This window comes from Halomonas sp. 25-S5 (assembly GCF_029889845.1).
Taxonomy (GTDB): domain Bacteria; phylum Pseudomonadota; class Gammaproteobacteria; order Pseudomonadales; family Halomonadaceae; genus Halomonas.
On the sequence record NZ_JARANV010000020.1, the window covers coordinates 1 to 23,873 of the forward strand.

Here is a 23,873-nt window from a genome sequence, read left to right on the forward strand (position 1 = left end):
GTGCCGCCCGGCCCACTCGCACTGCAGCGCCTCGGCCAGGAACTCGCGGTAGTCGAGATCCCGGCTCGCCGCCTGCTCACAGACCGTTTCCAGCTGGTCGGCCAAGTGGTCAAACTTGAGCTGTTGCAGCAGTTGCTCCAGGGTCATGACGTCACCTCCTCGTAGATCTCCAGGCCACGCTGCTCAACCTGCAGCGCGTCGCGCCACAGGCGGCGGTGGTGGTCGGCCTGCCGCTGCCAACCGGCATCCGGCAGGGCCAACAGGTGCTCGGCGACGACCTGCTCCTGGGCGTCGATGATCTGCAGCTCGTCGTCCAGGGTGATGCGGATCCGTACGGTCTGGCCGCACAGGGCGTCGGGCACGCTGTAGCGGTTGCCACGTACCTCGACGTAGCCGTCCCAGGCCACCTGTCGGTGGTCGAGATAGGCGGTATCGAAGCGCTGCCGCGGCAAGAGGGTGAGGGCCGGCTGCTCGTCCCGCTGGAAGCGCTCGTACACAATCTCGCCATGGGTGCGATGCCGACGTTGATGAGCCGACTCGGCCAGCCACTGGCGCAACTGGCGGTTGATGTCGGCGAAGGACTGAAACACCCGGTGGCCGACGAAGAAGTGATGCTTGACGTAACCGACCATGCGTTCGGTCTTGCCCTTGGTCCGGGCCCGATAGGGCCGGCAAGCACGTGGCTGGAAGCCGTAGTGACCCGCCAGGTCGAGGAAGCGCGGATTGAAGACCACACGGCCGTTCTCGCGCTTCAGGACCGCCGCTCTCTGGTTATCGACCAGCACCTCGGCGGGCACCCCGCCAAACGCCTCGAAGGCCCTGACCAGGCTCTCGTAGGTGTGCTCGGCGTCCTGTGCCGGCGCGGCGTAGACATGCATCTGCCGCGAGTAGCCCAGCACATTGACGGCGATGTTGACCCGGGTGGACTGGCCATCGACCTCGACCGTCAGCTCGCCCCAGTCATGCTGCAGCTGGTGGCCGGGGCGCGTCTCGAAACGCACCGTGGCCTTCGACGGCTGCAGCGAGCGCTTGGGCCGGATGTAATCACACAGGATCGAATAGCCCCCCGCATAGCCGCAGTGGCGCAGCTCGGTGAAGATCACCTGAGCATTCCAGACCCCCTGGGCGAGCAACGTATCGACCTGCGGCTTGAACGGATCCAGCTTGCTGCGCCGAGCACCCGGCCGGCGATGCACGTCGAGCTCGGCGGCGACATCCTTGAGATAGGCTCCCTGATTGACCTTTTGGCGTATCATGAGGAAAGTCCTCCTGCTTGAGCATCGGGTACCTCCTGATCGTTCTGTTTCCCAATCAGAGGGTACCCCGCTTGAGTGGGGGGACACCTTATTTCGGTATTCAGGGGACTTTTAGCATCGTTACTGACACTGCACCCGAGCGCGCCGCAGAAAGCCTTTACCCAGGCCAAGCGACTGGCCGGTGTCGAGCGGATCGGTGGTATTCATAGCCTGCGCCATGCCTACGCCACGCATGTACTGGAACAGGGTATGCCCGTCCATCAGCTTCAACGGCTGAAGCTGTCTGACAGCCTGATGGGCGGCTTAGTCCAACAGGCATTTCTTCGCCATGCTCCGCACGGCGAAGAAATGCTGAACAGTTACACCTCACTGATCCGGCCTTGACAACTGTACGGCAAGGCCGTATATTTTAGCAATGCTTTTCATCGAAACCTCAACGTTCACCAAGCTATTGCCGAACTATCTCACGGATGAGGAATACCGTGGGCTTCAAACCTACCTTCTGCAGAAGCCAGATGCCGGGGATCTGATTAAAGGTTCGGGTGGTGTTCGTAAAGTTCGATGGGCACCAGCGGGTTCGGGAAAGAGCGGTGGTATCAGAGCCATTTATTACTGGAAGAAATCTGACCACGAGATATGGATGCTCACGCTGTACAGTAAATCAGAACGCGCCAGCATTCCTGGCCACACGCTCAAGCAGATAGCGGAGGCAATCAAAAATGGGTGACAGGAACCTTGGGGCAGAGATTCTTGACGGTATCAATGAAATCAAGCAGTTCAAGAAAGGCAAACTGGCTCTACGAACGCATGAGCTTTCAGAGCCTTCACCGCCCAAAGTGATCAGGCTGAAATTGCACATGTCGCAGTCAGCATTTGCCGGTCTTATGGGTGTGAGTGTGCGAACCCTTCAGGATTGGGAACAGGGTCGTCGCGAGCCGCAGGGGCCTGCGGTTGCGCTTCTGCGCATAGCTGAGCAACACCCGGAAGTTTTTAGTCAGCTTCACTGACCAAAGTGAGGTGTAACCAGGCCATGCACCGGATGCCAAAACCTCCGCTTCGGCCCTACCCCGCGATCATCCGCTTCTTACGTAATGGTTGGCCACCTGGGGGCCAGCGGTGCGGTCAATTAACGGCTCCACCGAATCCCTCACTCGCCGTTCGTGCCCGGGTCATCGACGCGCACCCGAACATAGGAGCCGGGTGCCTCCTCGATAGGCGGGTATTCCTCGCTGCCGGGTTCGCGGGCGGACACCTGGCTGCCGGCATGGCGCTTGAGCCACTGGCGCCATTCCGGCCACCAGGAGCCTTCGTGGTGGGTGGCCGATTCCAGCCAGCGGTCAGGGTCGTTGGGCAGGTGGCCGTAGCTCCAGTAGCCGTACTTCGTCGAGTCGGCCGGGTTGATCACGCCCGCGATATGGCCGGAGCCCCCCAGGATGAAGCGTGGCCGGCCACCCAGCAGGTGGGCGCCGCGATAGCTGGATTGCCAGGGGGCGATATGATCCTTCTCGGTGGCCACGAAGAACGCCGGGGTCTTCACCTTGCTCAGATCGATGGCTTCCCCCGCCAGGGTAATGCCCCCGGGTTCGGCGAGGCGGTTTTCCAGGTACATATTGCGCAGGTAGAAGCTCTGCATGCGCCGTGGCATGCGGGTGGAGTCGGAATTCCAGTAGAGCAGGTCGAAGGCCTGGGGCTCCTTGCCGAGCAGGTAGTTGTTGATCACGAAGCCCCAGATCAGGTCGGCGGACTGCAGCAGGTTGAAGGCATTGGCCAGGTGGGTGCCCTCCAGGTAACCGCGCTGGGCCATGTGATGTTCCATGTAGCGGATCTGCTCCTCGTCGATGAACACCTTCAGCGGCCCCACCTCGCTGAAGTCGAGCAGGGTGGTGAAGAAGGTGGCACTGTGCACCCGTTCGTCGCCCCGGGCGGCCTGATGCGCCAGGGTGCTGGCCAGCAGGGTGCCGCCAATGCAGTAGCCGATGGTGTTGAGCGTCTCCTCGCCGGTGATCTCTCCCACCACGTCCATGGCCTTGAGGGTGCCCCGGGTGAGGTAGTCGTCGAAGGCCACCTCGGCATAGCGCTCGTCGGGATTGACCCACGAGATGATGAAGACCGTTATGCCCTGGTCGACGGCCCAGCGGATGAACGAGCGCTTCGGGGTCAGGTCCAGGATGTAGTACTTGTTGATCCATGGCGGGACGATCAGCAGCGGCCGGCGGTCGACCGTTTCGGTGGTGGGGGCGTACTGGATGAGCTGCATCAGCTCATTCTGGTAGACAACCTTGCCCGGGGTCACTGCGATGTCCTTGCCCAGCTCCAGCCCGGCCGAATCACTCTGCTTGATGCGCAGCAACCCCTCGCCCCGCGCCATGTCCTCCATCAGGTTGGCCAGCCCCTGCAGCAGGTTGGCGCCGCCGGTGCGCACCGTGGCCTCGATCACCTCCGGGTTGGTGGTGGCGAAGTTGCTGGGGGCGAGGGCGTCGATCAGCTGACGGGCATAGAACTCGACCCTGGCCCGCTCGTCGTCGTCCAGATCCTCGGTGACTTCATGCACCCCCTTCAACCACTGCTCGGCCGTCAACTGGTAGGCCTGGCGGAGCGTGTCGAAGAAGAGGTTCTCTTCCCAGCTCTTGCCCTTGAATCGCCGGTCGCGCTGAGCAGGAACACGGTCCGACGAGGGCGCCTCGCCGGACAGGCGCTGCACGGCGTTCTGCCAGAGGGTCGTATAGCCCTCCATTAGCTGTTGCTGGAATTCCATGGCGCGTTGCGGATGGAGCAGGAACTGCTGGCCCAGACTGGCAAGCGACTTGGCCGCGACTGCCGGGTCGGGCATGGTGAAGAAGTCCCCGCGTGTCTGGCGCTCGAGCCAGCCCTTCCACGCCCGGGACGACCCGGTCGATAGTCGCTCGAGAACCTCGGCATAGCGCTGTGCCAGCTCATCGGGTGGCGTCGCCTGATCGTCTGGCTTCGCTGAAGACGGTTTCTGGTCATTCATGGCCTTGCCCCCTGGTGGAGTGCTCCGCGATAGCGGCCTCGTCCGACCCGGAGGCGGGTCGACGCGTCAGAGTCGATATGCTGCTCTCCAACTGCCGCAACCATTCCCTTCAGTATCGTAGGGGCTGAGTGAGACGCAACCTCACCGAGCGGGCGGATATAGCCGTCGTGTGCCCGCAGAACCTTCCGTTACCCTGCCAGCGGTTGGACGCTCCCTGACGGAGTCGGTAGGCTCATGGGCCTCAGGCTTCTACCAGTGGAAAGGGAGGCGACAGACCAGATGCAGCTGCTCAGGGGATCGTCTCCGGGCTCTCCTTTTCCGCCGGCTATGTCCTCGGGGTGGCCGGCCACTGGCTGTGGGCCTATCGGCACCTGCCGGAGCCCGGGCCGTGCTTGTTGTCCTTGGCCTCGATCACCGCAATGGGCTGGTGCTTCTGGTAGCTCAGCAGGTAGTCGGCACGACGCCGCTTGCCCCAAGAGTCGACGCCAGCGTTATAAGTCCGATAAGGAGGTGCAAACAACCTTTATGGGCGTTAATGCTGATCGTAGTGTCCGCTGTAGTGTCCGCCAATGACGAAAATATAAAGAGACTTGTCGTCGAACCGACAAATGAGCCTGTCCCTCGGTGAGAGGCGTCTTGACCACAGGCCTGACACGTTGTGCTTGAGTGGCTCAGGTTTGCCGATGCCAGTTGATGGGTCGTCAGAGCGGATCCATTCGCGGCGAAAGCGAGGTTACTGCCTGCTGTTTACCCAGCAGGCAGCAGGTCGGCCACATCAGTCTTCGGTGCGCACCAGCCAGGACTCGACCACCTCGGCGCCGTGCTCTGCCTTCCAGGCCTTCAGCGTCTTCTGATTTCCGCCGCGGGTCTCGACCACCTCACCCGTATTGGGATTCTTGAAAATCTTCAGCTTGCGCTTGGCGCGTCCAGTACTCGGGCTGCTGGCAGTGCTTTGGGCCGCCGTAGGCTTCGGATTCAGCAGGGCGATCACGTCAGCAGCGGACTTTCCAAACTCGCGCATCAGCGCTTCTAATTTTTCCTTGAACTCGAGCTCGTTCTTCAGACCCTCGTCGTTTTCAAGGGTCTTCAGCTCGTCCTGAAGCTGTTTCAATTGCTGTTCTTTCTGCAGATAGGAACTGAGGATCGACATCTTGTCTCCGTCTTTGGATATATGCCGGGGAAGTATGATCATCATTGAACACTGCTTCAACAGAAAACGCCCGGTGCGGTGCGATGGTGTAGATCCCCAGGCGCCGCGAGAAGAAACATCTACGGAGCCGTAGGCTATGTGGAAGAAGGCTCGGGGATCAATTTGTTCGGCACCCAGCTCAAGTCAGTGACCATGCCGAACAGCTCGACCAGCGACTGGAAGACGATGACCACCACGGCGGCGTGCCAGGCAGCGGCCAGAGGAAGGCTTCCAGCCGAGATGATCGCGCCGTTGCCGATACACACGCCCGGCGACGCCATGACCGAACCATACGTCATGGCCCACTACCACACGCGCGGCCTGACACCACGCAAACACCGCGTCATCCTCGGCGGACTCATCCTACGTTTCCCATCTTGTCGTGGGCCATGGTGGGTGGTGTCACTGGACCAACGCAGACCTCTTTACCATCCTTCGGTACCCGCACATTGGCGGGCAGAGAGATCGGCGACTCGACAAGCTCCCGATCCAGATCGTGTCCGATATGGGTCAGATAAACTGCAGGCACCTCGAACCGCTCGATGATCTGCAGCGCCATCGGCAGGGAATTATGATTGGTCGGGTTGACGACGCTGCTGGGGTGGCCGGTGTCGAGCACCACCACATCCGGCTGCCACTCGCGCAGAAAGCGCTCTGTCGCCCCCGGCAAACCGCAGGTGTCGGTCAGGTAGGCCAATCGCCCGCCTCCGTCATCGAGGCAATAGCCCAGGGTCGGCTTGCTGTGATGGAGTGGTACGGGAGTCACCGTCAGCGACGGGAGCAGCAGCGGCCGAAACGGCTTGAGGCCCGCCTTGAAGTCCAGCACCCCGGGGTGGCGGAAGAGGTCGGCAAAACCTTGGGGGTCCTTGGGGCCATAGACCGGCAGCGGCTCCCCCCTGCCCCAACGCAGATGCAGGAGGCCCTGCACATGATCGGCGTGATAGTGGGTGAGCAGGATCGCCGACGGCCGCTCTCGCTCACAGCTCTCCGCCAGATCCATGCGTCCCGCATCGATCAGATAGCGGTGGCCATCGACACGCACCTCGGCGCTGCACGGCCCCCGGCGATGACTGGACAGCACCCGCGCACGAGCACAGGCGTCGCAGTCGCAGCCAAAACAGGGCACCTGGGCACTGTCGCCGGTCCCCACGAAGCGAAACTTCACGCTGGGACCTCCGCCTCGAGCAGCCGGTCCATCGCCGCCAGGCTGGCATCCAGAGGCCCGCCGTTATCGATGTGCACCACGTCCGGCAAGGCCTCGCGCAGTTCCCGATGACGCTGCAGACGGGCCTCGATCTCCGTCTCGCTCTCTCGCCCACGCCGTCGTAACCGACCGCGCAGCACCTCTTCCGCTGCCGTGATCACCACGGGGAGGAGCGCTTCACCGAAGCGCGCCTGGGCCTGGCCAAGCACCCGTCGGCTGCCATTGACCAGCACCACCTTGTCGCAAGCCAGCCAGGCCTCCACCTCGATGCCCAAACCGTACTGAAACCCATGTGCCTGCCAGGAGAGGGCAAACAGACCCGAGCACTCGCGGGCGGCAAACTCCTCGCCGGTCAGTGCAACGCTGTTCTCGGTGGGTCCGCTGTGACGGGTCACATAGCGATGGGCGACCATCCACTCGGGATGGCGCTGGCGGACCGCCTCCAGCAGGGTGTCCTTGCCCACCCCACTGGCACCCACCAGATACACCAGGCGGCCCATCAGTGCACCTGCCGGCCAGCGCACCATACCCGCTGCACCAGCGGATGGTCGTCGACCACGCGCACCCGCAGCAGATCGGCGCGCAGCCCCGGGGCGAGCCGACCGCGATCAGTGAGCCCCACTGCCTCGGCCGGTGTTCGTGTGGCCGTGGCCACCGCCTGAGGCAGGGGGTACCCCTCCGCCATGCCGGCAATGCGGAACACCGCATCCAGCAGTGCAGCAGGATAGTAGTCCGAAGAGAGCACATCGAGCACACCCAGCCGCACCAGCTCCTCCGCCGCGATATTGCCGGAGTGCGAGCCGCCACGCACGACGTTGGGCGCGCCCATCATCACCGCCAGGCCGTGGCGGTGAGAGGCCTCGGCCGCCTCGCGGGTCGTGGGGAATTCTGCCACCCGGGTGCCATACTCGACGCTCTCGGCCACATGCTCGATGGTGGCGTCATCGTGGCTGGCCAGGGCCAGACCCCGCGCCTGACACGCCTCGGCGATGGCGCGTCGATGGGCACTGCTGTAGAGAACGCTGTTGGCCAGCTGCTTCTCGATGAACGCCTCTAGTGCCTCGTCGCTGAACCGGTACTTACCCTGGTAGTAGGTGCGGTAGGCCTCCAGGCTGGCGAATTGACGCTGGCCCGGCGCATGGTCCATCAACGACACCAGGCCCAGCAGCGGCGAGCCGGCCAGTGACTCGAAGCGAGAGAGCGTCTCGGGGTGGCACACCTCACAGCGCAGGTGCAGGCGGTGATCGATGCGCGCCATGTCGTCGGTCATGATCGCCTGCAGCGAGTCGACCATGTCGAGCAGCGCGCCGTGGCGCATGCTCTGTTCGTCGACATCGCCGATCGAGAGCGCATCGAACACCGTGGTGATGCCGCTGGCGGCCATCTGGGCATCATGCGCCAGCGCCGCGGGGCGTCCCGGCCAAGCCACCTTGGGGCGCGGCTGGAAATACTTCTCCATGTTGTCGGTGTGCAGCTCGACCATGCCCGGCATCAGGTAGTCGCCCTGGCAATCCAGGGCACCCGGGTGCCGGCTCGGTGTATCGTCGATGCCCGCGATACGGCCGTCGCGAATCTTCAGCGAGCCCAGGCACACCTCATCGTCCAGAATCAGACGCGCATTGGTGAGAATCTGTTCGGCGGCATTCATCAGCGGATCTCCTCGGACGGGGACTCGGCCGCTTCCAGCACGGCTCCCATGTGGGCCTCCAGCGGCAACAGGCGATCCGCTACTCGCTCTCGCACATCCTCATCATGGAAGATGCCCAGCAATGCCGCACCGCGCGCCTTGGCCTCCTCGATCAAACCCACCACGACCTCGCGGTTAGCGGCATCCAGCGAGGCGGTCGGCTCGTCGAGCAGCAGCAGAGGGTGCTCGGCGATGAAGCCTCGGGCGATGTTCACGCGCTGCTGCTCACCACCGGAGAAGGTGCCCGGCGGCAGTGACCACAGCCGCGGTGGCAGATTGAGCCGAGCCAGCATTGTCTCGGCACGCTCACGGGCCTCGTCAGGCTCGACACCACACGCCAGCAGCGGCTCCATCACCACTTCTACCGCTGGCACGCGAGGTACCACCCGCAGGAACTGACTGACGTAGCCGATCACGTCGCGGCGCAGAGAGTGCCAGGCGTGGGCCGGCAGATCGGCAAGCTCGAGCTCGCCGTCCTCCTCCCCGTCACCATCAAAGTGCAGGCGCAGGCGCCCACCGGTGACGCGATAGCTGCCGTGGAGCATCTTGAGCAGCGAGCTCTTGCCGATACCACTGGGTCCGGCCAGCACCAGGCATTCGCCCGGTAACAGGGAGAACGAAAGGCCACGCATTACCTCGAGAGTCATGCCGCCCTGGCCGTGCAGCACGAACGACTTGTGCAGGGCGTCTACGGTCAGGAAGGGTTGCGTCAGGGATGTCATGGGTGACAGCTCCTCAAGGCGTGAGTACCGACGACACCAACAGCTGCGTATAGGCATGCTGCGGATCGTCCAGAATCTGATCGGTCAGGCCGCTTTCGACCACCTGGCCGCGGCGCATCACCATCAAGCGGTGGGCCAGCAGTCGGGCAACCGCCAAGTCATGGGTCACTAGAATGACCGAGAGGCCCAACTCGCGAACCAGGGTGCGCAGCATGTCGAGCAACCGGGCCTGCACCGAGACGTCCAGGCCTCCGGTCGGCTCGTCCATGAACACCAGATTCGGCCGGGTCACCAGGGTGCGAGCGATCTGCAGGCGCTGCTGCATGCCGCCCGAGAAGGTCTTGGGCGCGTCATCGATGCGCTTCGGGTCGAGCTCCACTCGACCCATCCAGTCCTGGCCGGCCGCCCGCAGCTGGCCATAATGACGCTCGCCCAGGGCCATCAGGCGCTCACCAATATTGGCACCGGCCGAAACCCCAAGGCGCAGCCCATCACGCGGATTCTGGTGCACCAACCCCCACTCCATGCGCAGCAGTGCCCGTCGTCGCGCTTCGCCAAGAGCATACAGATCGAGTTCCCCCTCATGGCCCGCTCCGTCGTGGCCCTGGGCGACGGTCGAGCGATAGGCCACCTGCCCGGTATCCGGGCGCTCCAGCCCTGAGAGCACGCGCAGCAGGGTCGACTTGCCGGAGCCGGACTCACCGACGATACCCAGCACCTCGCCGCGATGCAGGGTGAAATCGATCGCCTCGCAGCCCTTGCCGGGGCCGTACAGGCGCGAGACACCGCGCGCTTCCAGCAGCGCGGGCCGTTGCAGTTCGGGACACTTCATGCCACCTCCTCACGACGTGACTGGCAGTAGTCGGTATCCGAGCAGACGAACATCCGCCCGCCCCGGTCGTCGGTAATCACCTCGTCGAGGAAGGTGTCGCGAGCCCCGCAGATGGCGCAGGGTTCCTCCCACTGCTGCACTTCGAACGGATGGTCCTCGAAGTCCAGGCTCTCCACCCGCGTATAGGGCGGAATGGCGTAGAGCCGCTTCTCGCGTCCAGCACCGAACAGCATCAGCGCCTCGGCCATGTGCAGCTTGGGGTTATCAAACTTGGGGATCGGCGAGGGGTCGGTGACATAGCGCCCGTCCACCTTCACGGGATAGGCATAGGTCGTGGCGATATGCCCGTGACGCGCGATGTCCTCGTAGAGCTTGACGTGCATGACCCCATACTCCTCCAGGGCGTGCATCAGCCGCGTCTCCTCCTCGCTGGGTTCGATGAAGCGCAGCGGTTCGGGTATCGGCACCTGGAAGACAAGGATCTGGCCCTGGCGCAGGGGCTGCTCGGGGATACGGTGACGCGTCTGGATCACATCGGCCTCGGCCGTCGCCGAGGTGGTGGTGACACCGGCCACCCGCTCGAAGAAGGCGCGGATGCTCACCGCATTGGTGGTATCGTCGGCGCCCTGGTCGATCACCTTGAGCACATCGTCCTGACCCAGCACGCTGGCCGTCAGCTGCATGCCACCGGTACCCCAGCCGTAGGGCATCGGCATCTCGCGCCCGCCGAAGGGCACCTGATAGCCGGGAATCGCCACGGCCTTGAGCAAGCCGCGGCGGATCATGCGCTTGGTCTGTTCGTCGAGGTAGGCGAAGTTGTAACCGGTCGTGGCATCAGAATAGTCGTTCATGCCTGCTGCTCCTCCGGCGCGGTAGTGGGTTGTTCGTCAGGCTGTAGCCGGCGGGCGGCATGCTCGCGGCGCAGGCGCCGCAGCAACTCCAGCTCCGACTGGAAGTCCACGTAGTGCGGCAGCTTGAGGTGTGAAACGAAGCCTGCCGATTCGACACTATCGGCGTGGGCCAGCACGAATTCCGCCTGCTGGGCAGGGCCCGTTGGGGTCTCGCCCAGTTCCTCGGCGCGAAGGGCGCGGTCGACCAGCGCCATGGCCATGGTCTTGCGCTCGTTGTGGCCAAAGGCCAGCCCGTAGCCGCGGGTAAACTGCGGTGCCACTTCACGCGAGCCGCCGAACTGGTTGATCATCTGGCACTCGCTGATCTCGATCTCGCCAATGCACATGGGCACCTCGCACTCCTCCACCTCGATCTCGACCGCCACACGACCCAGGCGAATCTCCCCGGCGAAGGGGTGGTTGCGCCCATAGCCGCGCTGGGTGGAGTAGCCAAGGGCCAGCAAGTAGCCCTCATCGCCGCGAGCCAGCATCTGCAGCCTGGTGGCCCGATCTACCGGGAAGTCAGGGGGGTCACGGGTGATGTCATAGGGCTCGCTGCCGTCGTCTGCCTCGCGCTCGAGCAACCCTTCGTCGTCGAGCAGTTCCAGGATCTGCGGGCAGGTCGCCAGCATCTCCTCAGCCTCGACGGGTGTAGGCGTTTCCCCCTTGGCCAGCTGCAGGAAGTCCAGCAGGCGGTGGGTGTAGTCGTAGGTCGGCCCCAGCACCTGGCCGCCGGGGATGTCCTTGTAGGTGGCGCTGACGCGTCGCTCGATATGCATCGCCGCGGTATCCAGAGGCACCGTTTCAGCCAGCCGCGGCAGTGTGGTGCGATAGGCGCGCAGCAGGAATACCGCCTCGACCATGTCACCGCTAGCCTGCTTGATGGCCAGGGCAGCGAGCTCCGGGTCATACAACGAGGCTTCGGCCATCACCCGCGCCACAGCCAGGCGCAGCTGCCCTTCCACCTGAGCCACCTCCAGTTCGGCGGATTCGCGGCTGCCTCGCCGGCGATCGGCCAGCCAACGGTGCGCATTGGCAATGGCTTGCTCTCCGCCCTTCACTGCGACATACATGGATCAGCCTCCTCTACCCGGGAAGATGTGATGCGGGTGCTGCGCGGCACTGCTGCCAGCCGGGCCCCGCAGGTCAGGATGGCGTCCAGCCCACGTGGGAAGCGGGACTGATTGGCCGCCAGGCGGCTCATGAGGGCATCGCCCTCCCCGATGCCGAGGCGCCGGAATCCGGGGATACCCGGTCCCTGAAGCCGCCAGGGACCCTCGGTATCCAACCGCTCCAGCACCACCAGCAGCGTGGTGCTGCGATCGGGGTAGATATCGCTGCCCTCGTTGAATACACGAGTGGGATCGGCCAGGGTTGCCGGGGTCACGAGCGCGAAGTCCGCCTCGGCGGGCGTGTCGACCAGACGGCTGCCGGTATGGAACCTCAACCCCTCGCCTAGGCCACCTGCGGCCAATTCGGGGGTCAGCCACACCCGTGTGTCGAGATCGCACAGCGTAAGCAGTGTCGCCCAGCAGGCTGCGCCGATGGCGGCGTCCTCAGGCCTGAGCGGGGACTCCAGCATGTCTTCAACGGTGCCGGGCTCCGCCATGGTCGACAGCAGTTGGCGATAGGCGCGCTGGCTGTCGTGGACGGGATCGTCAAAAGCGGACCACTGCATGCTCATTCCCCTCGGACCATGGTGAAGAAATCGACACGGGTCGCCGCCGCACGGCACCCATGCGCCTCCTGTTCGACGTGCAGTGCGGCCTCCAGCGGCGTCAGCAGTTCAGCGTCGATGCGCTGTCCCCAGTCGTCACGCTGTGCGCAGGCATCAGCCAGGGCGATGAGCTCAGCGTGATGCGCATCGCGGCCCTTGACCCAGCCGTGGCCTAGCGGACCGCCGCCCGGCGTGCCGTCGTCCAGGGCTACGCTCGCCCGGGTCAGGGTCATCTCACCGAGATTGAAAGCCTTGCCGCTGCCGCCCATGCGGCCACGCACCATAGCCATGCCGGTCTCGGGGCCGCGGACACAGCGGTAGTCGGGAGCGATGCCCAACCGAGCCCAGTGCTCGGCCAGACGCTCGCGGGGAGTCAGCGCCAGAATGCGCTGGCGTCGTGCAGACGTCATGAAGACACCTCGTCAGACAGTGGGTCATTGAAGTCGATGTGGTAGGAGAGACGGTCGGCCCGTGCACGACTGATCGAGACCTCGACCAGTGCGCCGTCGGCATCGACGTTGTCGCTGGCCAGCTGCAGCAGTGGGGCCTGATGCGGGCACTGCAGCAAGCGCTGGTCCTCACGGTCGGCGACCCCGGCCTCGACCCGGACCCGGCGACGTGTGAGCCGTAGACCATAGTGCTGATTGAGCAGTGCGCGTGTGGAGCCGCCCCGATATCGCTCCAGCCAGCCGGGTACCCGCGCTGGGTCGAACCAGTGGCGCAGACGCAGTAGCGGCGCCTCGTCCACCCAGCGCAGGGTATCGACGCACATCAGGGTCATGCCGGCGGGTTGAGAGAATCGCGCGGCAATTGCCTCCGGCGCCACGACCAGCGACTGCTGGAGGCATTCGGTCGTGGTGGTGATGCCCAGCTCCGCGAGGTTGTGCGTCACCTTGCTGCCAGCGCTCACCGCATAGTCCAGCCGCCGATCGACCACCAGCGTGCCCAGGCCCTGGTGGCGAGTCACCATGCCGTCCGACACCAGCTCATCGAGGGCTCGGCGCACGGTGTGGCGGTTGACACCAAAGCGCCGGGCCAGCTGGGACTCGCTCGGCAACCACTGTCCCGGGGAGAAGTGGGTCCGTACCTCTTCGGACAGTGCTCCAGCCAAAGTGAGGTAGCGGGGCTCGCGAAGGGCTTGTCTAGACATGTCGCCTCCTGAAAAAAAGCGCTTCAGATGAAGCGTTTGCGAACCTGCTGGGAGGCCATGTCGAGCAGCGTCACCGCCACGATGATCACCAGCATGATGGTGGCCGTCTCGGTGTACTGGAAGCCGCGCATGGTCTCCCACAGCGACACGCCGATACCACCGCCGCCCACCATGCCCAGCACCGTGGCCGAGCGAATGTTGGACTCGAAACGGTACAGGCTGACCGAGATCCACAGCGGCAGGACCTGAGGAATCAGGCCGAAGATGATCTCTTCGATGCGGCCAGCACCGGTCACGTGCACTCCTTCCATGGGGCCCGAATCGCTCGCTTCCACGGCCTCGGAAAACAGCTTGGCCAGCACCCCGGTGGTGTGGACGAACAGCGCCAGGGTGCCGGCGAAGGGTCCCAGTCCCACGGCCACCACAAAGATCATGGCGAACACCAGCTCGTTGATCGCACGACAGGCATCCATCAGCCGGCGCATGGGCTGATATACCCACCACGGAGCAAGGTTCTCGGAGGACAGTAGGCTGCAGGGAATGGCGCATAGCACCGCCAGCAAGGTGCCCCAGATGGCGATCTGGATGGTGATCAGCATCTGGTCGATGTAGTGCTCCAGATTGCCCAGGGCCGGCGGGAAGAAATCCCCGGCCAGTTCGGCCATGTTGTCAGTATTGGCAATCAGCAGCCCGGGCTGCATTTCCGCGCCCTGCCAGGCCCAGCTGAGCACCGCCAGGGTCAGGGCCCATCCCGCCAGCGGGACCCAGCCTCGCCGTGCCGGTCGGGCGTCCAATGTGGAGTGATGCACGTTCATGGGAACTCCCGTTGAGGGGCCCGCAAGCCCCTCGTCATTCAGCGCTGGATGTCGTTACTGACTAACCATCGCGGTCGCTGGCGCCTCATCGGCCTGAGCCTTGGCTGCCTCGAGTCGCTGGTTCAGTTCTTCGAGCTGAGCATCGAACTCGGCCAGCTGGCGGTCGCGCTCTTCTTCGGACAAGCTCTCGTCCTGGGCGACCTGAGCACGCTCCTTGAATAGCTCCAGTTGACGAATGGGCAGCAGCTGATCGTTATTGGATTCGTCGAAGCGTGCCCACTGCAGCGGCTCGAGGATCTCGCGCTGGGCCTCGGTCTCGCCGTAGGAATAGAAGAACTCACGCAGCTCTGCCTTCAGCTCCTCGGGAAGGTTCTTGCGCCACACCAGCGGGTCGGAGGGAATCAGCGGCGATTTCCAGATCACCTTGATCTGTTCTGCCTTATCGGGATGATTGATTTCGAGACGCTCCATGCTCTCGGTATTGAACGTGGCCACGTCGACCAGGCCGTTGGCCACGGAGAGCGCGTTGGTTTCATGATTGGAATTCAGCGTCCGCTTGAAGGCCGATGCCGCATCCACGCCGTTCTTGGCAAAGATGTAGTAACCGGGCACCAGGAAACCGGAGGTGGAATTGGGGTCACCGTTACCAAAGATCAGTTCATCAGCGCGGCTCAGCACGTCCTCCACATTCTCGAGGTTGCTGTCGCGATGAGTGATCAGTAGGCCCCAATAGCCCGGCGAGCCATCGGCGGCCACGGTCTGGGCAAAGACCTCGCCGCCGGCGCGGTCGACGGCCTCCATGGCCGACTTGTTGCCGTACCAGGCCAGGTCGACCTTGTCGAAACGCATGGCCTGAATGACCGCGGCGTAGTCAGTGGCAAAGAATGGCTTCACTTCCATGCCCAGAGTGTCGGACATCTCGGCCAGGAAGGGCTCCCATTGGGTGGACTGATTCTGGCTCGATTCGGTGGAAATGATGCCGAAGTTCAAGGTGTCGGCGGCATCGGCGGCAAGAGTCAGCTGGCTGGCGAACAGGGTGGCACCAGCCACCAGCGGCAGGGCGATACGACGCAGGGTAAAACGGGACATGGCAAGGACTCCTTCGGGGTGATGATCAAGCGAGTGAGGTCAGCCCAGCGCAGCCACGGGGGTGGCCAGGTCAACGGAGGTGGAACGGGAGTGGAGCTCGTCGAGTCCAGCGTTCTCGTACAGCGACTCGAGGCGGGCATCGGTGAGATCGCTGGCGGGGCCATCGAAATACAGGCGTCCCTCCTTGAGGGCGATGGCACGCGGACAGAAGCGCCGTGCAACCTCCACCTGATGCAGGGTGATCAGCACGGTGCGGCCATCTTCGGCATTGATGCGCGCCAGAATTTCCATGACCTCGCGGACACTGCGCGGATCCAGCGAGGCGATAGGTTCATCGGCCAGGATGATGTCGGCGTCCTGCATCAGCACCCTGGCAATCGCCACGCGCTGCATCTGTCCGCCGGACAGGGTGTTGGCACGCTGGCCGGCCAGGGCCTCGATCCCCACCCGTGCCAAGGCGCGGCGCGCGGACTGCCTCTCTTCCTCGGTGAAGCGACCCAAAAGGGCGCGTCCACGGGGCATGTTGCCCAGCTGACCGATCAGCACGTTGGTCAGCACGCTCAGTCGGCCGACGAGGTTGAACTGCTGGAAGATGTAGCCAGTGCGGCAGCGATCGGCGCGGGAACGGCGGCTCAGGCGTCCACCGCTCTGGATATTGCGACCAAGCACCTGAACGCGGCTCTTTCCATCACGATTGGAACGGGTGAGGCCAGCGAGGTGACGCAGCAGGGTGGACTTGCCGGAGCCCGACGGCCCGATCAACGCCACCATTTCACCGGGCTTCACCGAGAAACCGACGTCGCGAAGCACGGGATGCTGACCGAAGCTCTTGCTTAGCTGGTCAACCAGAATGCTGGGGATCGACATGACACCTCTCCTCGTTGGGATGGCGTCAGTATCGCGGACTCAGGTTAACGTCAGTTGTCTAGACAATGATGATCTCGTGACACTGTTGAGGTAACTCATGCCACGATACATGTCACACGTTATCAACTTTTCTATATATCAACTGGTTACAAACCACAGTCACCAATTCGTCATGCAAATGACCGCAACTCGTCATTTGACGAGATATGCCTTGAACCACAGCTGAGGGTGAGAGCCCCGAAGGTTCCCACTATCGATATGACATCAGGCCAAGTGGCCGCCGAATGCTTCAGTCGCACAAAAACGAATTGATCACCCGGGACCCGACACCTAGATGCGGCGCCTGGTGTATCCTTCCTCCTAGACCATGAGACTCCAGCCCCCCGACACCGCCCCCGAGCGCATCGGCTTTCTGCTGCTGCCGCGCTTCGCCATGGTGGCCTTCTTCTCGGCCATCGAGCCGCTGCGCATCGCCAATCGCATCGGCGGCCAGACACTGTTCGAGTGGCGGACGAATGCGAGCGGAAAACGTTGTCGAGAAGCTTCGGCGTTAACCCTTAGAAACAGGTTACCAGGCTCTCCTTAACCTTCAGCGCCTCGTCCACCAGCAACAGCTGGCGCCATTTGTCAAAGGTCAGGCAGGGATGGGAGGTGCCGAAAGCCACCACATCACCGACGGCGATCCCGGCATTCTGCGGTATCGCCAGGAAAAGGTGCTGATCCATGATATGCGTCGTGTGACAGTCACTTACGTCAACTGGCGTCGTGGCTGCCGCCGGGTGCGAGATCACCGGATAGCGCCGCAGCGGCAGTGGCAGGTCCGGCTCGTGGCCAATATCGCGCTTGCCCAGGGCGATGATGGCTAACCCCGGCTCGGGCAACGACTGCACATGGGCAAAGATCTCCAGCGCCGGCCGCAACTCACCTTGAAGGTGCGGATGGCGCGCCTTCACCTCGGCCATGGCGCCAGCATAAAGCTTGTGATCGTGCACCACGTAACAGCCCGGTCGCAGCACCGGCGTGTATCGCTCGCGCAACGCCGCGTTGTCGAACGCCTCGGCGATCAGATCGAACCACTTGGAACCGGAAGCGGTGACGATCGGCGCCTCGCAGGCCAGCAAGCCACTGTCGACAAGCGACCTAACGGTTTCTACCAGTCTCTCCCCGTAGGCGCGCACTGCCGCGATTTCATCGCCGCCAGCGATCATGCCTTCGTAACCCTCAATACCGACCAGTGCCAAGGCCGGCTGCTCCGCGATCGCCGCCACCAGAGCCTCGACTTGCTCGGTATCGCGACAGCCACAGCGCCCGCCTGGCAAGCCAAGCTCGATCAGCACCTGCAGCTTGAGCCCCCGGGCGGCAAAGAAACGCCCCAGCTGGCTCACATTTTCGACACCATCCACCACGCAGTAATAATCGGCGCCGCCCTCGATCAGCGCCGCCACCATGGCCATGTTGACCTCACCCACCAGCTGGTTGGCCATCAGTAACCGCGTGACTCCGTGGGCGAAGGCGGCCCGGCATTGGGGGGCTGTAGCCAGGGTGATGCCCCAAGCGCCAGCCTCGAGCTGACGGTGAAACAGCGCCGGTGCCATGGTGGTCTTGCCATGAGGTGCCAGCCGTGCGCCATGATCGTCGACGAAGCACTGCATCCATTCCAAGTTTTGAGCCAACGGCGCCTCATGAATCACTGCTGCCGGCAGGCTGACCCCTGTCAACAGCTCGGGACCGGCTTCGACGGTGCCCTTGTCGCAGCACATCCTCGCTTCGCGCATTGCTTGCACTCCTCTTAGCGGCTTCGCCCAGGAACTTCAATTCCCTAGGCTATGCGATCAGCGCCTACTCACATTCACTGCTGCCCGCATGGTTGCCGCGGCGCCCGGATCGTCGATGGCGCCGGGGTTCATCGACGTTCACACCCATGACTGAGGTGATAGCTTAAATCCAGGTGATTTCTGTCTTGACCATGGGGTCCACTATACCCTGTGAGTCGTCCGTTGATCGCGTGACCGCAGACTGTGGGTGCAAGCCCGGCCAGGACGCCTACGCTAGGTGAATGCCTTTCACAATGATGACGGCATCCGAGCCTAGGCATCGACGATGCGTTACGAGTAGCAATAAGGGTATCGAACATGAATGAAGCTAACCTTCATCCGCATGGCGCGAGCGAGCTGCGGGGGCGCATCCGCGCCAACTACGACGCCAACGAGGCAGATGTGCTGCGCGGGCTCGTCGAGCGTATCAAGCTGTCCGAGGACGACCGCCGCAAGGTGGCCGCCGTCGGCGCCACATACGTGGAGCGTGTGCGCAAGGAAAAGTCACCTTCGATGATGGAGGCCTTCCTGGCCGAGTACGGGCTCTCGACCGCCGAGGGCGTCGGGCTCATGTGCCTGGCAGAAGCGCTGCTGCGCGTGCCCGATGCGGAAACCATCGACGACCTCATCCACGACAAGATCGAGCCGTCCGACTGGGGCGCGCACCTGGGCAAGTCGTCGTCGTCGATGGTCAACGCCTCGACCTGGGCGCTGATGCTGACCGGCAAGGTGCTGGACGACGATCCCAAGGGCCCGGTGCGGGCGCTGCGCGGCCTGGTGCGCCGGATGGGCGAGCCGGTGGTGCGTACCGCGGTCGGCCAGTCGATGAAGATCCTCGGGCGCCAGTTCGTGCTCGGCCAGACCATCGAGGAGGGCATGAAGAATGCCCGCGAGCTCGAGAAGCAGGGTTACACCTACTCCTACGACATGCTCGGCGAGGCCGCGCGCACCGACGACGATGCCGTTCGCTATCACCAGGCCTACGCCAAGGCGATCACCGCGATCGCCAAGCAGGCCAAGGGCGACGTGCGAGGAAGCCCCGGCATCTCGGTGAAACTCTCGGCATTGCACCCGCGTTATGAATACACCCATCGCGACACGGTGATGGCGGAACTCGTGCCGCGAGCCAAGGAGTTGGTGCAGCAGGCGGCCAAGGCCAACATCGGTTTCAACATCGATGCCGAGGAGCAGGACCGGCTGGATCTGTCCCTCGACGTGATCGAGGCACTGATGTCAGACCCCAGCCTCGATGGCTGGGATGGCTTCGGGGTCGTGGTGCAGGCTTACGGGCGCCGCGCCGCGCCGATGATCGAGACGCTCTACGAGCTCGCCGAGCGGTTCGACCGCAAGATCATGGTGCGGCTGGTCAAGGGCGCCTACTGGGATACCGAGATCAAGCTGTCTCAGGAGATGGGGGTCAAGACCTTCCCGGTCTTCACTCGCAAGGTCAACACCGATGTCAGCTACATGGCCTGCGCCCAGCTGCTGCTCGACCGGCGCGACCGCATCTATCCGCAGTTCGCGACCCACAATGCCCATACCTGTGCCGCCGTGGTGGCCATGGCAGGCGACGACAAGGACAGCTACGAGTTCCAGCGCCTGCATGGCATGGGCGAATCGCTGCATCAGATCGTCAAGCAATCGGAGGGCACGCACTGCCGACTCTACGCCCCGGTCGGCGCGCACCGTGACCTGCTGGCCTACCTGGTGCGGCGCCTGCTGGAGAATGGCGCGAACTCCTCGTTCGTGAACCAGGTGGTGGACGAGTCGATTCCCCCGAGTGAGGTCTCGAAGGACCCGGTGGAGGGGATGGAAAAACTCGGCGACGCCTTCGCCAGCCCGTTGATCCGCCAGCCCGGCGAGCTGTTTGCGCCCGATCGCAAGAACTCCCGCGGCTACCGGATCAACGAACCCGCCTCGATCCTCCCGCTGCTCAAGGCGCGTGAAGCGTTTGCCGACACCACCTGGACCGCTGGCCCCATGCTGGCCGGAAGCCCGGCACCACAAGGGCTGGCCCGCGATGCCGTGTCGCCCGCCGACGGCTCTCGTGTCGTCGGCAAGGTCCACGAGGCGACCCCGGCCGAGGTGGCGGCCGCCCTCGACGCCGCCGAGGAGGGGTTCCGTGACTGGTCAGCGCGGCCGGCGGCCGAGCGAGCCAAGGTGCTGCGCCGCATCGCCGACCTCTACGAGGAGCATATCGCCGAGCTGACCGTGATCGCGACGCGCGAGGCCGGCAAGATGATGTTCGATGGCATCGCCGAGGTGCGTGAGGCGGTGGATTTCCTGCGCTACTACGCCAACGAGGGCGAACGGCTGGAGGCGGAGGAGCCCGGCAGCGCCCGCGGCATCTTCGTCTGCATCAGCCCGTGGAACTTCCCGCTGGCCATCTTCACCGGCCAGATTGCCGCGGCGCTGGCGGCCGGCAATGCCGTACTCGCCAAGCCCGCCGAGCAGACGCCGCTGATCGCCGCGCGTGCCATCGAGCTGATGCGCGAGGCCGGCCTGCCGGAGGCGACGCTGCAGCTGCTGCCCGGCGACGGGCCGACGGTGGGCGGGCCGCTGACCAGCGATACGCGGATCGCGGGCGTCTGCTTCACCGGCTCGACCCCGGTGGCGCAGATCATCCACAAGGCCCTGGCCCAGAATGCGGGACCGGATGCGGTGTTGATCGCCGAGACCGGCGGGCTGAATGCGATGATCGTGGACTCCACGGCACTCACCGAGCAGGCGGTGCGCGACATCCTGATCTCCTCCTTCCAGTCGGCCGGCCAGCGCTGCTCGGCGCTGAGGATGCTCTACGTCCAGGAAGAGGCACGCGAGCGGCTGCTCAACATGCTCGATGGCGCCATGGACGCCCTCACCATCGGCGACCCCTGGAACACCGACACCGACGTCTCGCCGGTGATCGACGCCGAGGCCCAGGCCGACATCAGCGCCTATGTGGCGGCGAAGAAAAAAGCCGGCAAGGTGCTGAAGACGCTGCCCGCGCCGGACACCGGCACCTTCGTCACTCCGGCCGTGGTCGAGGTGGGGGGCATCGAGGATCTCGAGCGCGAGATCTTCGGCCCGATCCTGCACGTGGCCACCTTCAAGGCGCGCGACATCGACAAGGTGGTCGACGCGATCAATGACCGGGGGTACGGGCTGACCTTCGGCCTGCATACCCGCATCGACGACCGCGTGCAGCAGATCGTCGAGCGCGTCCATGTCGGCAACGTCTACGTCAACCGTAACCAGATCGGCGCCATCGTCGGCTCCCAGCCCTTCGGTGGCGAGGGGCTCTCGGGCACCGGCCCCAAGGCCGGCGGGCCCCTCTATCTCACCCGCTTCCGGCGCACCGCCGCCGTCGAGCGTCACGACGCTCCCCAGGGAAAATCCGTGCCCCTCGAGGATCTGCAGTCGGCCATCGACGGACTGGACCCGCGCAACTGGGCGGCACGCCCCGACCGGGTCGAGGTGCTGCGCAAGGCAATGAGCGGCAAGGGCGGCGTGATCCGCAAGGCACTGGCCGAGACCGCGGCCCTGGACATGACCCCGCAGACGCTGCCGGGGCCGACGGGAGAGAGCAACCGGCTGGCGATGTATCCGAAGGGCCCGGTGCTCTGCCTCGGGCCGACCCTGGACATCGCCATCGCCCAGGCGGTGCAGGCGCTCGGCGCCGGCTGTGCGGCGGTGCTCGTCGCACCCGGGGCGGCACAGGCCGTGCAGCAATTGAAGAGTGCCGGGGCCCCCGTCGCCGCGCTCGACGGCAGCGTCGCGGCCAAGACGCTGACCACGGTCAAGGAGGTAGCGGCCGTGGCCGCCGCGGGTGACAGCGACTGGACCCGCGAGCTGCGCATTGCGCTGGCCGGGCGCGAGGGGGCCATCGTGCCGCTCGAGACCCAGACCATCTCGCCGGAGCGCTACGTGGTGGAGCGCCACCTGTGCATCGACACCACCGCCGCGGGCGGCAACGCCAGCCTGCTGGCGACGGCCGAATAGGCTCGACGCGTCTGCCAGCGGCATCGCCGAGGCCGAAGCCGCCCCAGCTGGCTTCCGGCATCACCACCTGCTCGCTGGCAAACGCTATCCTTGTGTGCCCGTCTGCGTGCCCGGCCTCGACCACCGCACTCCCAGGCATCCTGGTGACGGCCACCCTGTACCCGATCTTTCGGGGTCCACTATATCCTGATGCCGCTTAGCACAAGAAAATGCAATCAGATTTATTCAGCGGGGACCAACGTCCCTGCAAGCCCTTACCATAACGATGTCTTGTTTACCGTCGGTCAGGCAAAAGCACACCAGAAATAGCAAGAAAGTGAAATCATGGTGTCCTGACGGCTGCTGTAATGGAGGCGATCGGGCGAAAGCCCGCTACCAATGACAACAGCCAGCGGAGTCACCAAGATGAGTATGCGAGGAGACATGACCATGATCCAGGGTGACCTGAAAGTTGCCGCCCCGATTCGCTGGGCGATGGTGGGCGGTGGCCGCGGCAGCCAGATCGGCTATAGCCACCGCTGTGCGGCGCTGCGCGACAACAGTTTCCAGCTGGTGGCCGGTGCCTTCGACATCGATCCGGCTCGGGGCCGCGAGTTCGGCGAATCGCTACGGGTGGCGCCCGAGCGCTGCTACGCGGACTACCCGACACTGTTCGCCGAGGAAGCCAAGCGCGAGGACGGGATTCAGGCGGTCTCCATCGCCACACCCAACAGCACCCATTTCGCCATCTGCAAGGCGGCACTGGAGGCCGGGCTGCATGTGATCTGCGAGAAACCGCTGTGCTTCAGCGTGGCGCAGGCCGAGGAACTCCGTGCCCTCGCCGATGAGCGGGGGCGCATCGTCGGGGTGACCTATGGCTATGCCGGGCATCAGCTGATCCGCCAGGCGCGGGAGATGATCGCCAACGGCGATCTCGGTGAGATCCGCATGGTCCACATGCAGTTTGCCCATGGCTTCCATAGCGATGCCGTCGAGCAGACCGATCCCGGCGCCCGATGGCGTGTCGATCCCCGCCATGCCGGGCCCAGCTACGTGCTCGGCGACCTGGCGACCCACCCCTATTACATCGCCGAGATGATGCTTCCGGCGCTGCGCATCAAGCGGTTGCTCTGCTCACGCCAGAGCTTCGTGGCCAGCCGCGCCCCGCTGGAGGACAACGCCTACGTGCTGATGGAGTACGAGGGCGGCGTGATGGGCCACCTCTGGACCTCGGCGGTCAATGCCGGCTCCATGCATGGCCAGAAGGTACGGGTCATCGGCTCCCGGGCCAGCGTCGAGTGGTGGGACGAGCACCCCAACCAGCTGCGCTACGAGGTCCAGGGCGAGCCGGTGCGGATTCTGGAGCGCGGCATGGACTACCTCTATCCCCAGGCGCGACAGGACGACCGCATCGGCGCAGGCCATCCCGAGGGGTTGTTCGAGGCCTGGTCCAACCTCTACTACCGCTTCGCGTTGGCCATGGAAGCACAGGATCGCGGCGATACCGAGGCCGTCGAGGCGCTGGGAATTCCCGATATTGATGCCGGGGTGGAGGGCGTGCGCTGGGTGGAGAACTGCGTACGATCCGCCGATGCCGGGGCGGTGTGGGTCGACTATGTCTAACGACTCACGCCGGCCCGCCGGAAAGCTCCGACGGGCTGGCAGGTGACGCCGAGGGTGCGCGAAGAT

Annotated in this window: 24 protein-coding genes and 2 pseudogenes; 7 read left to right on the forward strand and 19 right to left on the reverse strand. The window is 64.3% G+C overall.

The genetic code is table 11. The features are described from left to right. Positions 1–143 precede the first annotated feature (143 nt). Positions 144–1,256, reverse strand: coding sequence for an IS21 family transposase (gene istA, locus OP498_RS13715; protein ID WP_280553903.1), 1,113 nt, complete (start codon positions 1,254–1,256; stop codon positions 144–146). 75 nt (positions 1,257–1,331) lie between these two features. Here istA and OP498_RS13720 point away from each other — a divergent pair, with 75 nt between their 5' ends. From OP498_RS13720 to OP498_RS13730, 3 genes are read left to right on the forward strand one after another with little or no spacing between them, the layout of a single operon-like run. Then, positions 1,332–1,640 (forward strand): tyrosine-type recombinase/integrase, encoded by a 309-nt coding sequence (locus OP498_RS13720; RefSeq protein WP_280550048.1) that lies wholly within the window; start codon positions 1,332–1,334, stop codon positions 1,638–1,640. 31 nt (positions 1,641–1,671) lie between these two features. Beyond that, a complete protein-coding gene (locus OP498_RS13725) occupies positions 1,672–1,983 on the forward strand; it encodes a type II toxin-antitoxin system RelE/ParE family toxin (protein WP_012137896.1) in 312 nt (103 codons plus the stop codon). Further along, positions 1,976–2,263, forward strand: a complete 288-nt coding sequence (locus OP498_RS13730) for a helix-turn-helix domain-containing protein (RefSeq protein ID WP_099620053.1) — start codon at positions 1,976–1,978, stop codon at positions 2,261–2,263. The genes OP498_RS13725 and OP498_RS13730 overlap by 8 nt, the downstream gene beginning before the upstream one ends. Positions 2,264–2,403: 140 nt before the next feature. Here the strand turns inward: OP498_RS13730 and phaC are convergent, their stop codons facing one another. Next, positions 2,404–4,248, reverse strand: a complete 1,845-nt coding sequence (gene phaC / locus OP498_RS13735) for a class I poly(R)-hydroxyalkanoic acid synthase (protein WP_280553904.1) — start codon at positions 4,246–4,248, stop codon at positions 2,404–2,406. Positions 4,249–4,541: 293 nt separating this feature from the next. Here phaC and OP498_RS13740 point away from each other — a divergent pair. Beyond that, positions 4,542–4,688: pseudogene (locus OP498_RS13740) on the forward strand (hypothetical protein); the annotation flags it as partial. Between the two features lie 92 nt (positions 4,689–4,780). On the opposite strand, the gene OP498_RS13745 reads toward OP498_RS13740, so the two are convergent. From OP498_RS13745 to phnC, 16 genes are all read right to left on the reverse strand, one after another. Further along, the gene (locus OP498_RS13745) at positions 4,781–4,960 is read right to left on the reverse strand and encodes a type II toxin-antitoxin system YoeB family toxin (RefSeq protein WP_280553966.1); all 180 of its coding nucleotides are present in this window, start codon (positions 4,958–4,960) and stop codon (positions 4,781–4,783) included. 63 nt (positions 4,961–5,023) lie between these two features. Beyond that, positions 5,024–5,398: a histone-like nucleoid-structuring protein, MvaT/MvaU family gene (locus tag OP498_RS13750; protein ID WP_280553905.1), complete on the reverse strand. Its 375-nt coding sequence runs from the start codon at positions 5,396–5,398 to the stop codon at positions 5,024–5,026. A gap of 134 nt (positions 5,399–5,532) precedes the next feature. Next, on the reverse strand, positions 5,533–5,736 hold the full coding sequence (locus OP498_RS13755; protein ID WP_348533489.1) for a hypothetical protein: 204 nt from the start codon (positions 5,734–5,736) through the stop codon (positions 5,533–5,535). Positions 5,737–5,795: 59 nt separating this feature from the next. Then, positions 5,796–6,602 (reverse strand): phosphonate metabolism protein PhnP, encoded by an 807-nt coding sequence (phnP, locus tag OP498_RS13760; RefSeq protein WP_280550021.1) that lies wholly within the window; start codon positions 6,600–6,602, stop codon positions 5,796–5,798. After that, complete coding sequence (gene phnN, locus OP498_RS13765) at positions 6,599–7,141, reverse strand: ribose 1,5-bisphosphokinase (protein ID WP_280553907.1); 543 nt, start codon at positions 7,139–7,141, stop codon at positions 6,599–6,601. The genes phnP and phnN overlap by 4 nt, the downstream gene beginning before the upstream one ends. Further along, positions 7,141–8,289: an alpha-D-ribose 1-methylphosphonate 5-triphosphate diphosphatase gene (locus tag OP498_RS13770; RefSeq protein WP_280553908.1), complete on the reverse strand. Its 1,149-nt coding sequence runs from the start codon at positions 8,287–8,289 to the stop codon at positions 7,141–7,143. The genes phnN and OP498_RS13770 overlap by 1 nt, the downstream gene beginning before the upstream one ends. Then, a complete protein-coding gene (gene phnL / locus OP498_RS13775) occupies positions 8,289–9,050 on the reverse strand; it encodes a phosphonate C-P lyase system protein PhnL (protein WP_280550014.1) in 762 nt (253 codons plus the stop codon). The genes OP498_RS13770 and phnL overlap by 1 nt, the downstream gene beginning before the upstream one ends. A gap of 13 nt (positions 9,051–9,063) precedes the next feature. Further along, entirely contained in the window at positions 9,064–9,882 is an 819-nt protein-coding gene (phnK, locus tag OP498_RS13780; RefSeq protein WP_280553909.1) for a phosphonate C-P lyase system protein PhnK, read from the reverse strand. Next, entirely contained in the window at positions 9,879–10,733 is an 855-nt protein-coding gene (locus tag OP498_RS13785) for an alpha-D-ribose 1-methylphosphonate 5-phosphate C-P-lyase PhnJ (RefSeq protein WP_280550009.1), read from the reverse strand. Before OP498_RS13785 ends, phnK begins: the two co-directional genes overlap by 4 nt. After that, a complete protein-coding gene (locus tag OP498_RS13790; RefSeq protein WP_280553910.1) occupies positions 10,730–11,845 on the reverse strand; it encodes a carbon-phosphorus lyase complex subunit PhnI in 1,116 nt (371 codons plus the stop codon). Before OP498_RS13790 ends, OP498_RS13785 begins: the two co-directional genes overlap by 4 nt. Beyond that, positions 11,830–12,450, reverse strand: coding sequence for a phosphonate C-P lyase system protein PhnH (phnH, locus tag OP498_RS13795; protein ID WP_280553911.1), 621 nt, complete (start codon positions 12,448–12,450; stop codon positions 11,830–11,832). Before phnH ends, OP498_RS13790 begins: the two co-directional genes overlap by 16 nt. Positions 12,451–12,452: 2 nt before the next feature. Then, the gene (gene phnG / locus OP498_RS13800) at positions 12,453–12,899 is read right to left on the reverse strand and encodes a phosphonate C-P lyase system protein PhnG (RefSeq protein ID WP_280550003.1); all 447 of its coding nucleotides are present in this window, start codon (positions 12,897–12,899) and stop codon (positions 12,453–12,455) included. After that, on the reverse strand, positions 12,896–13,639 hold the full coding sequence (gene phnF / locus OP498_RS13805) for a phosphonate metabolism transcriptional regulator PhnF (RefSeq protein WP_280553913.1): 744 nt from the start codon (positions 13,637–13,639) through the stop codon (positions 12,896–12,898). Before phnF ends, phnG begins: the two co-directional genes overlap by 4 nt. Positions 13,640–13,662: 23 nt before the next feature. Continuing rightward, positions 13,663–14,454 carry a phosphonate ABC transporter, permease protein PhnE gene (gene phnE / locus OP498_RS13810; protein WP_280549999.1) on the reverse strand — a complete coding sequence of 264 codons (792 nt, stop codon included), beginning with the start codon at positions 14,452–14,454 and terminating at the stop codon, positions 13,663–13,665. A gap of 54 nt (positions 14,455–14,508) precedes the next feature. Further along, a complete protein-coding gene (phnD, locus tag OP498_RS13815) occupies positions 14,509–15,543 on the reverse strand; it encodes a phosphonate ABC transporter substrate-binding protein (RefSeq protein WP_280549997.1) in 1,035 nt (344 codons plus the stop codon). A gap of 39 nt (positions 15,544–15,582) precedes the next feature. Then, entirely contained in the window at positions 15,583–16,410 is an 828-nt protein-coding gene (gene phnC / locus OP498_RS13820) for a phosphonate ABC transporter ATP-binding protein (RefSeq protein ID WP_280553915.1), read from the reverse strand. A gap of 367 nt (positions 16,411–16,777) precedes the next feature. Between phnC and OP498_RS13825 the strand changes: the two are divergent. After that, positions 16,778–16,918, forward strand: a pseudogene (locus tag OP498_RS13825) (GlxA family transcriptional regulator); the annotation flags it as partial. A gap of 49 nt (positions 16,919–16,967) precedes the next feature. Here the strand turns inward: OP498_RS13825 and OP498_RS13830 are convergent. Next, a complete protein-coding gene (locus tag OP498_RS13830) occupies positions 16,968–18,185 on the reverse strand; it encodes an amino acid deaminase (RefSeq protein WP_280549994.1) in 1,218 nt (405 codons plus the stop codon). Between the two features lie 357 nt (positions 18,186–18,542). Between OP498_RS13830 and putA the strand changes: the two genes are divergently transcribed. Both putA and OP498_RS13840 read left to right on the forward strand, forming a co-directional pair. Beyond that, a complete protein-coding gene (gene putA / locus OP498_RS13835; protein ID WP_280553917.1) occupies positions 18,543–22,205 on the forward strand; it encodes a bifunctional proline dehydrogenase/L-glutamate gamma-semialdehyde dehydrogenase PutA in 3,663 nt (1,220 codons plus the stop codon). Positions 22,206–22,610: 405 nt separating this feature from the next. Continuing rightward, entirely contained in the window at positions 22,611–23,807 is a 1,197-nt protein-coding gene (locus OP498_RS13840) for a Gfo/Idh/MocA family oxidoreductase (RefSeq protein WP_348533490.1), read from the forward strand. The last annotated feature ends 66 nt before the right edge of the window (positions 23,808–23,873 follow it).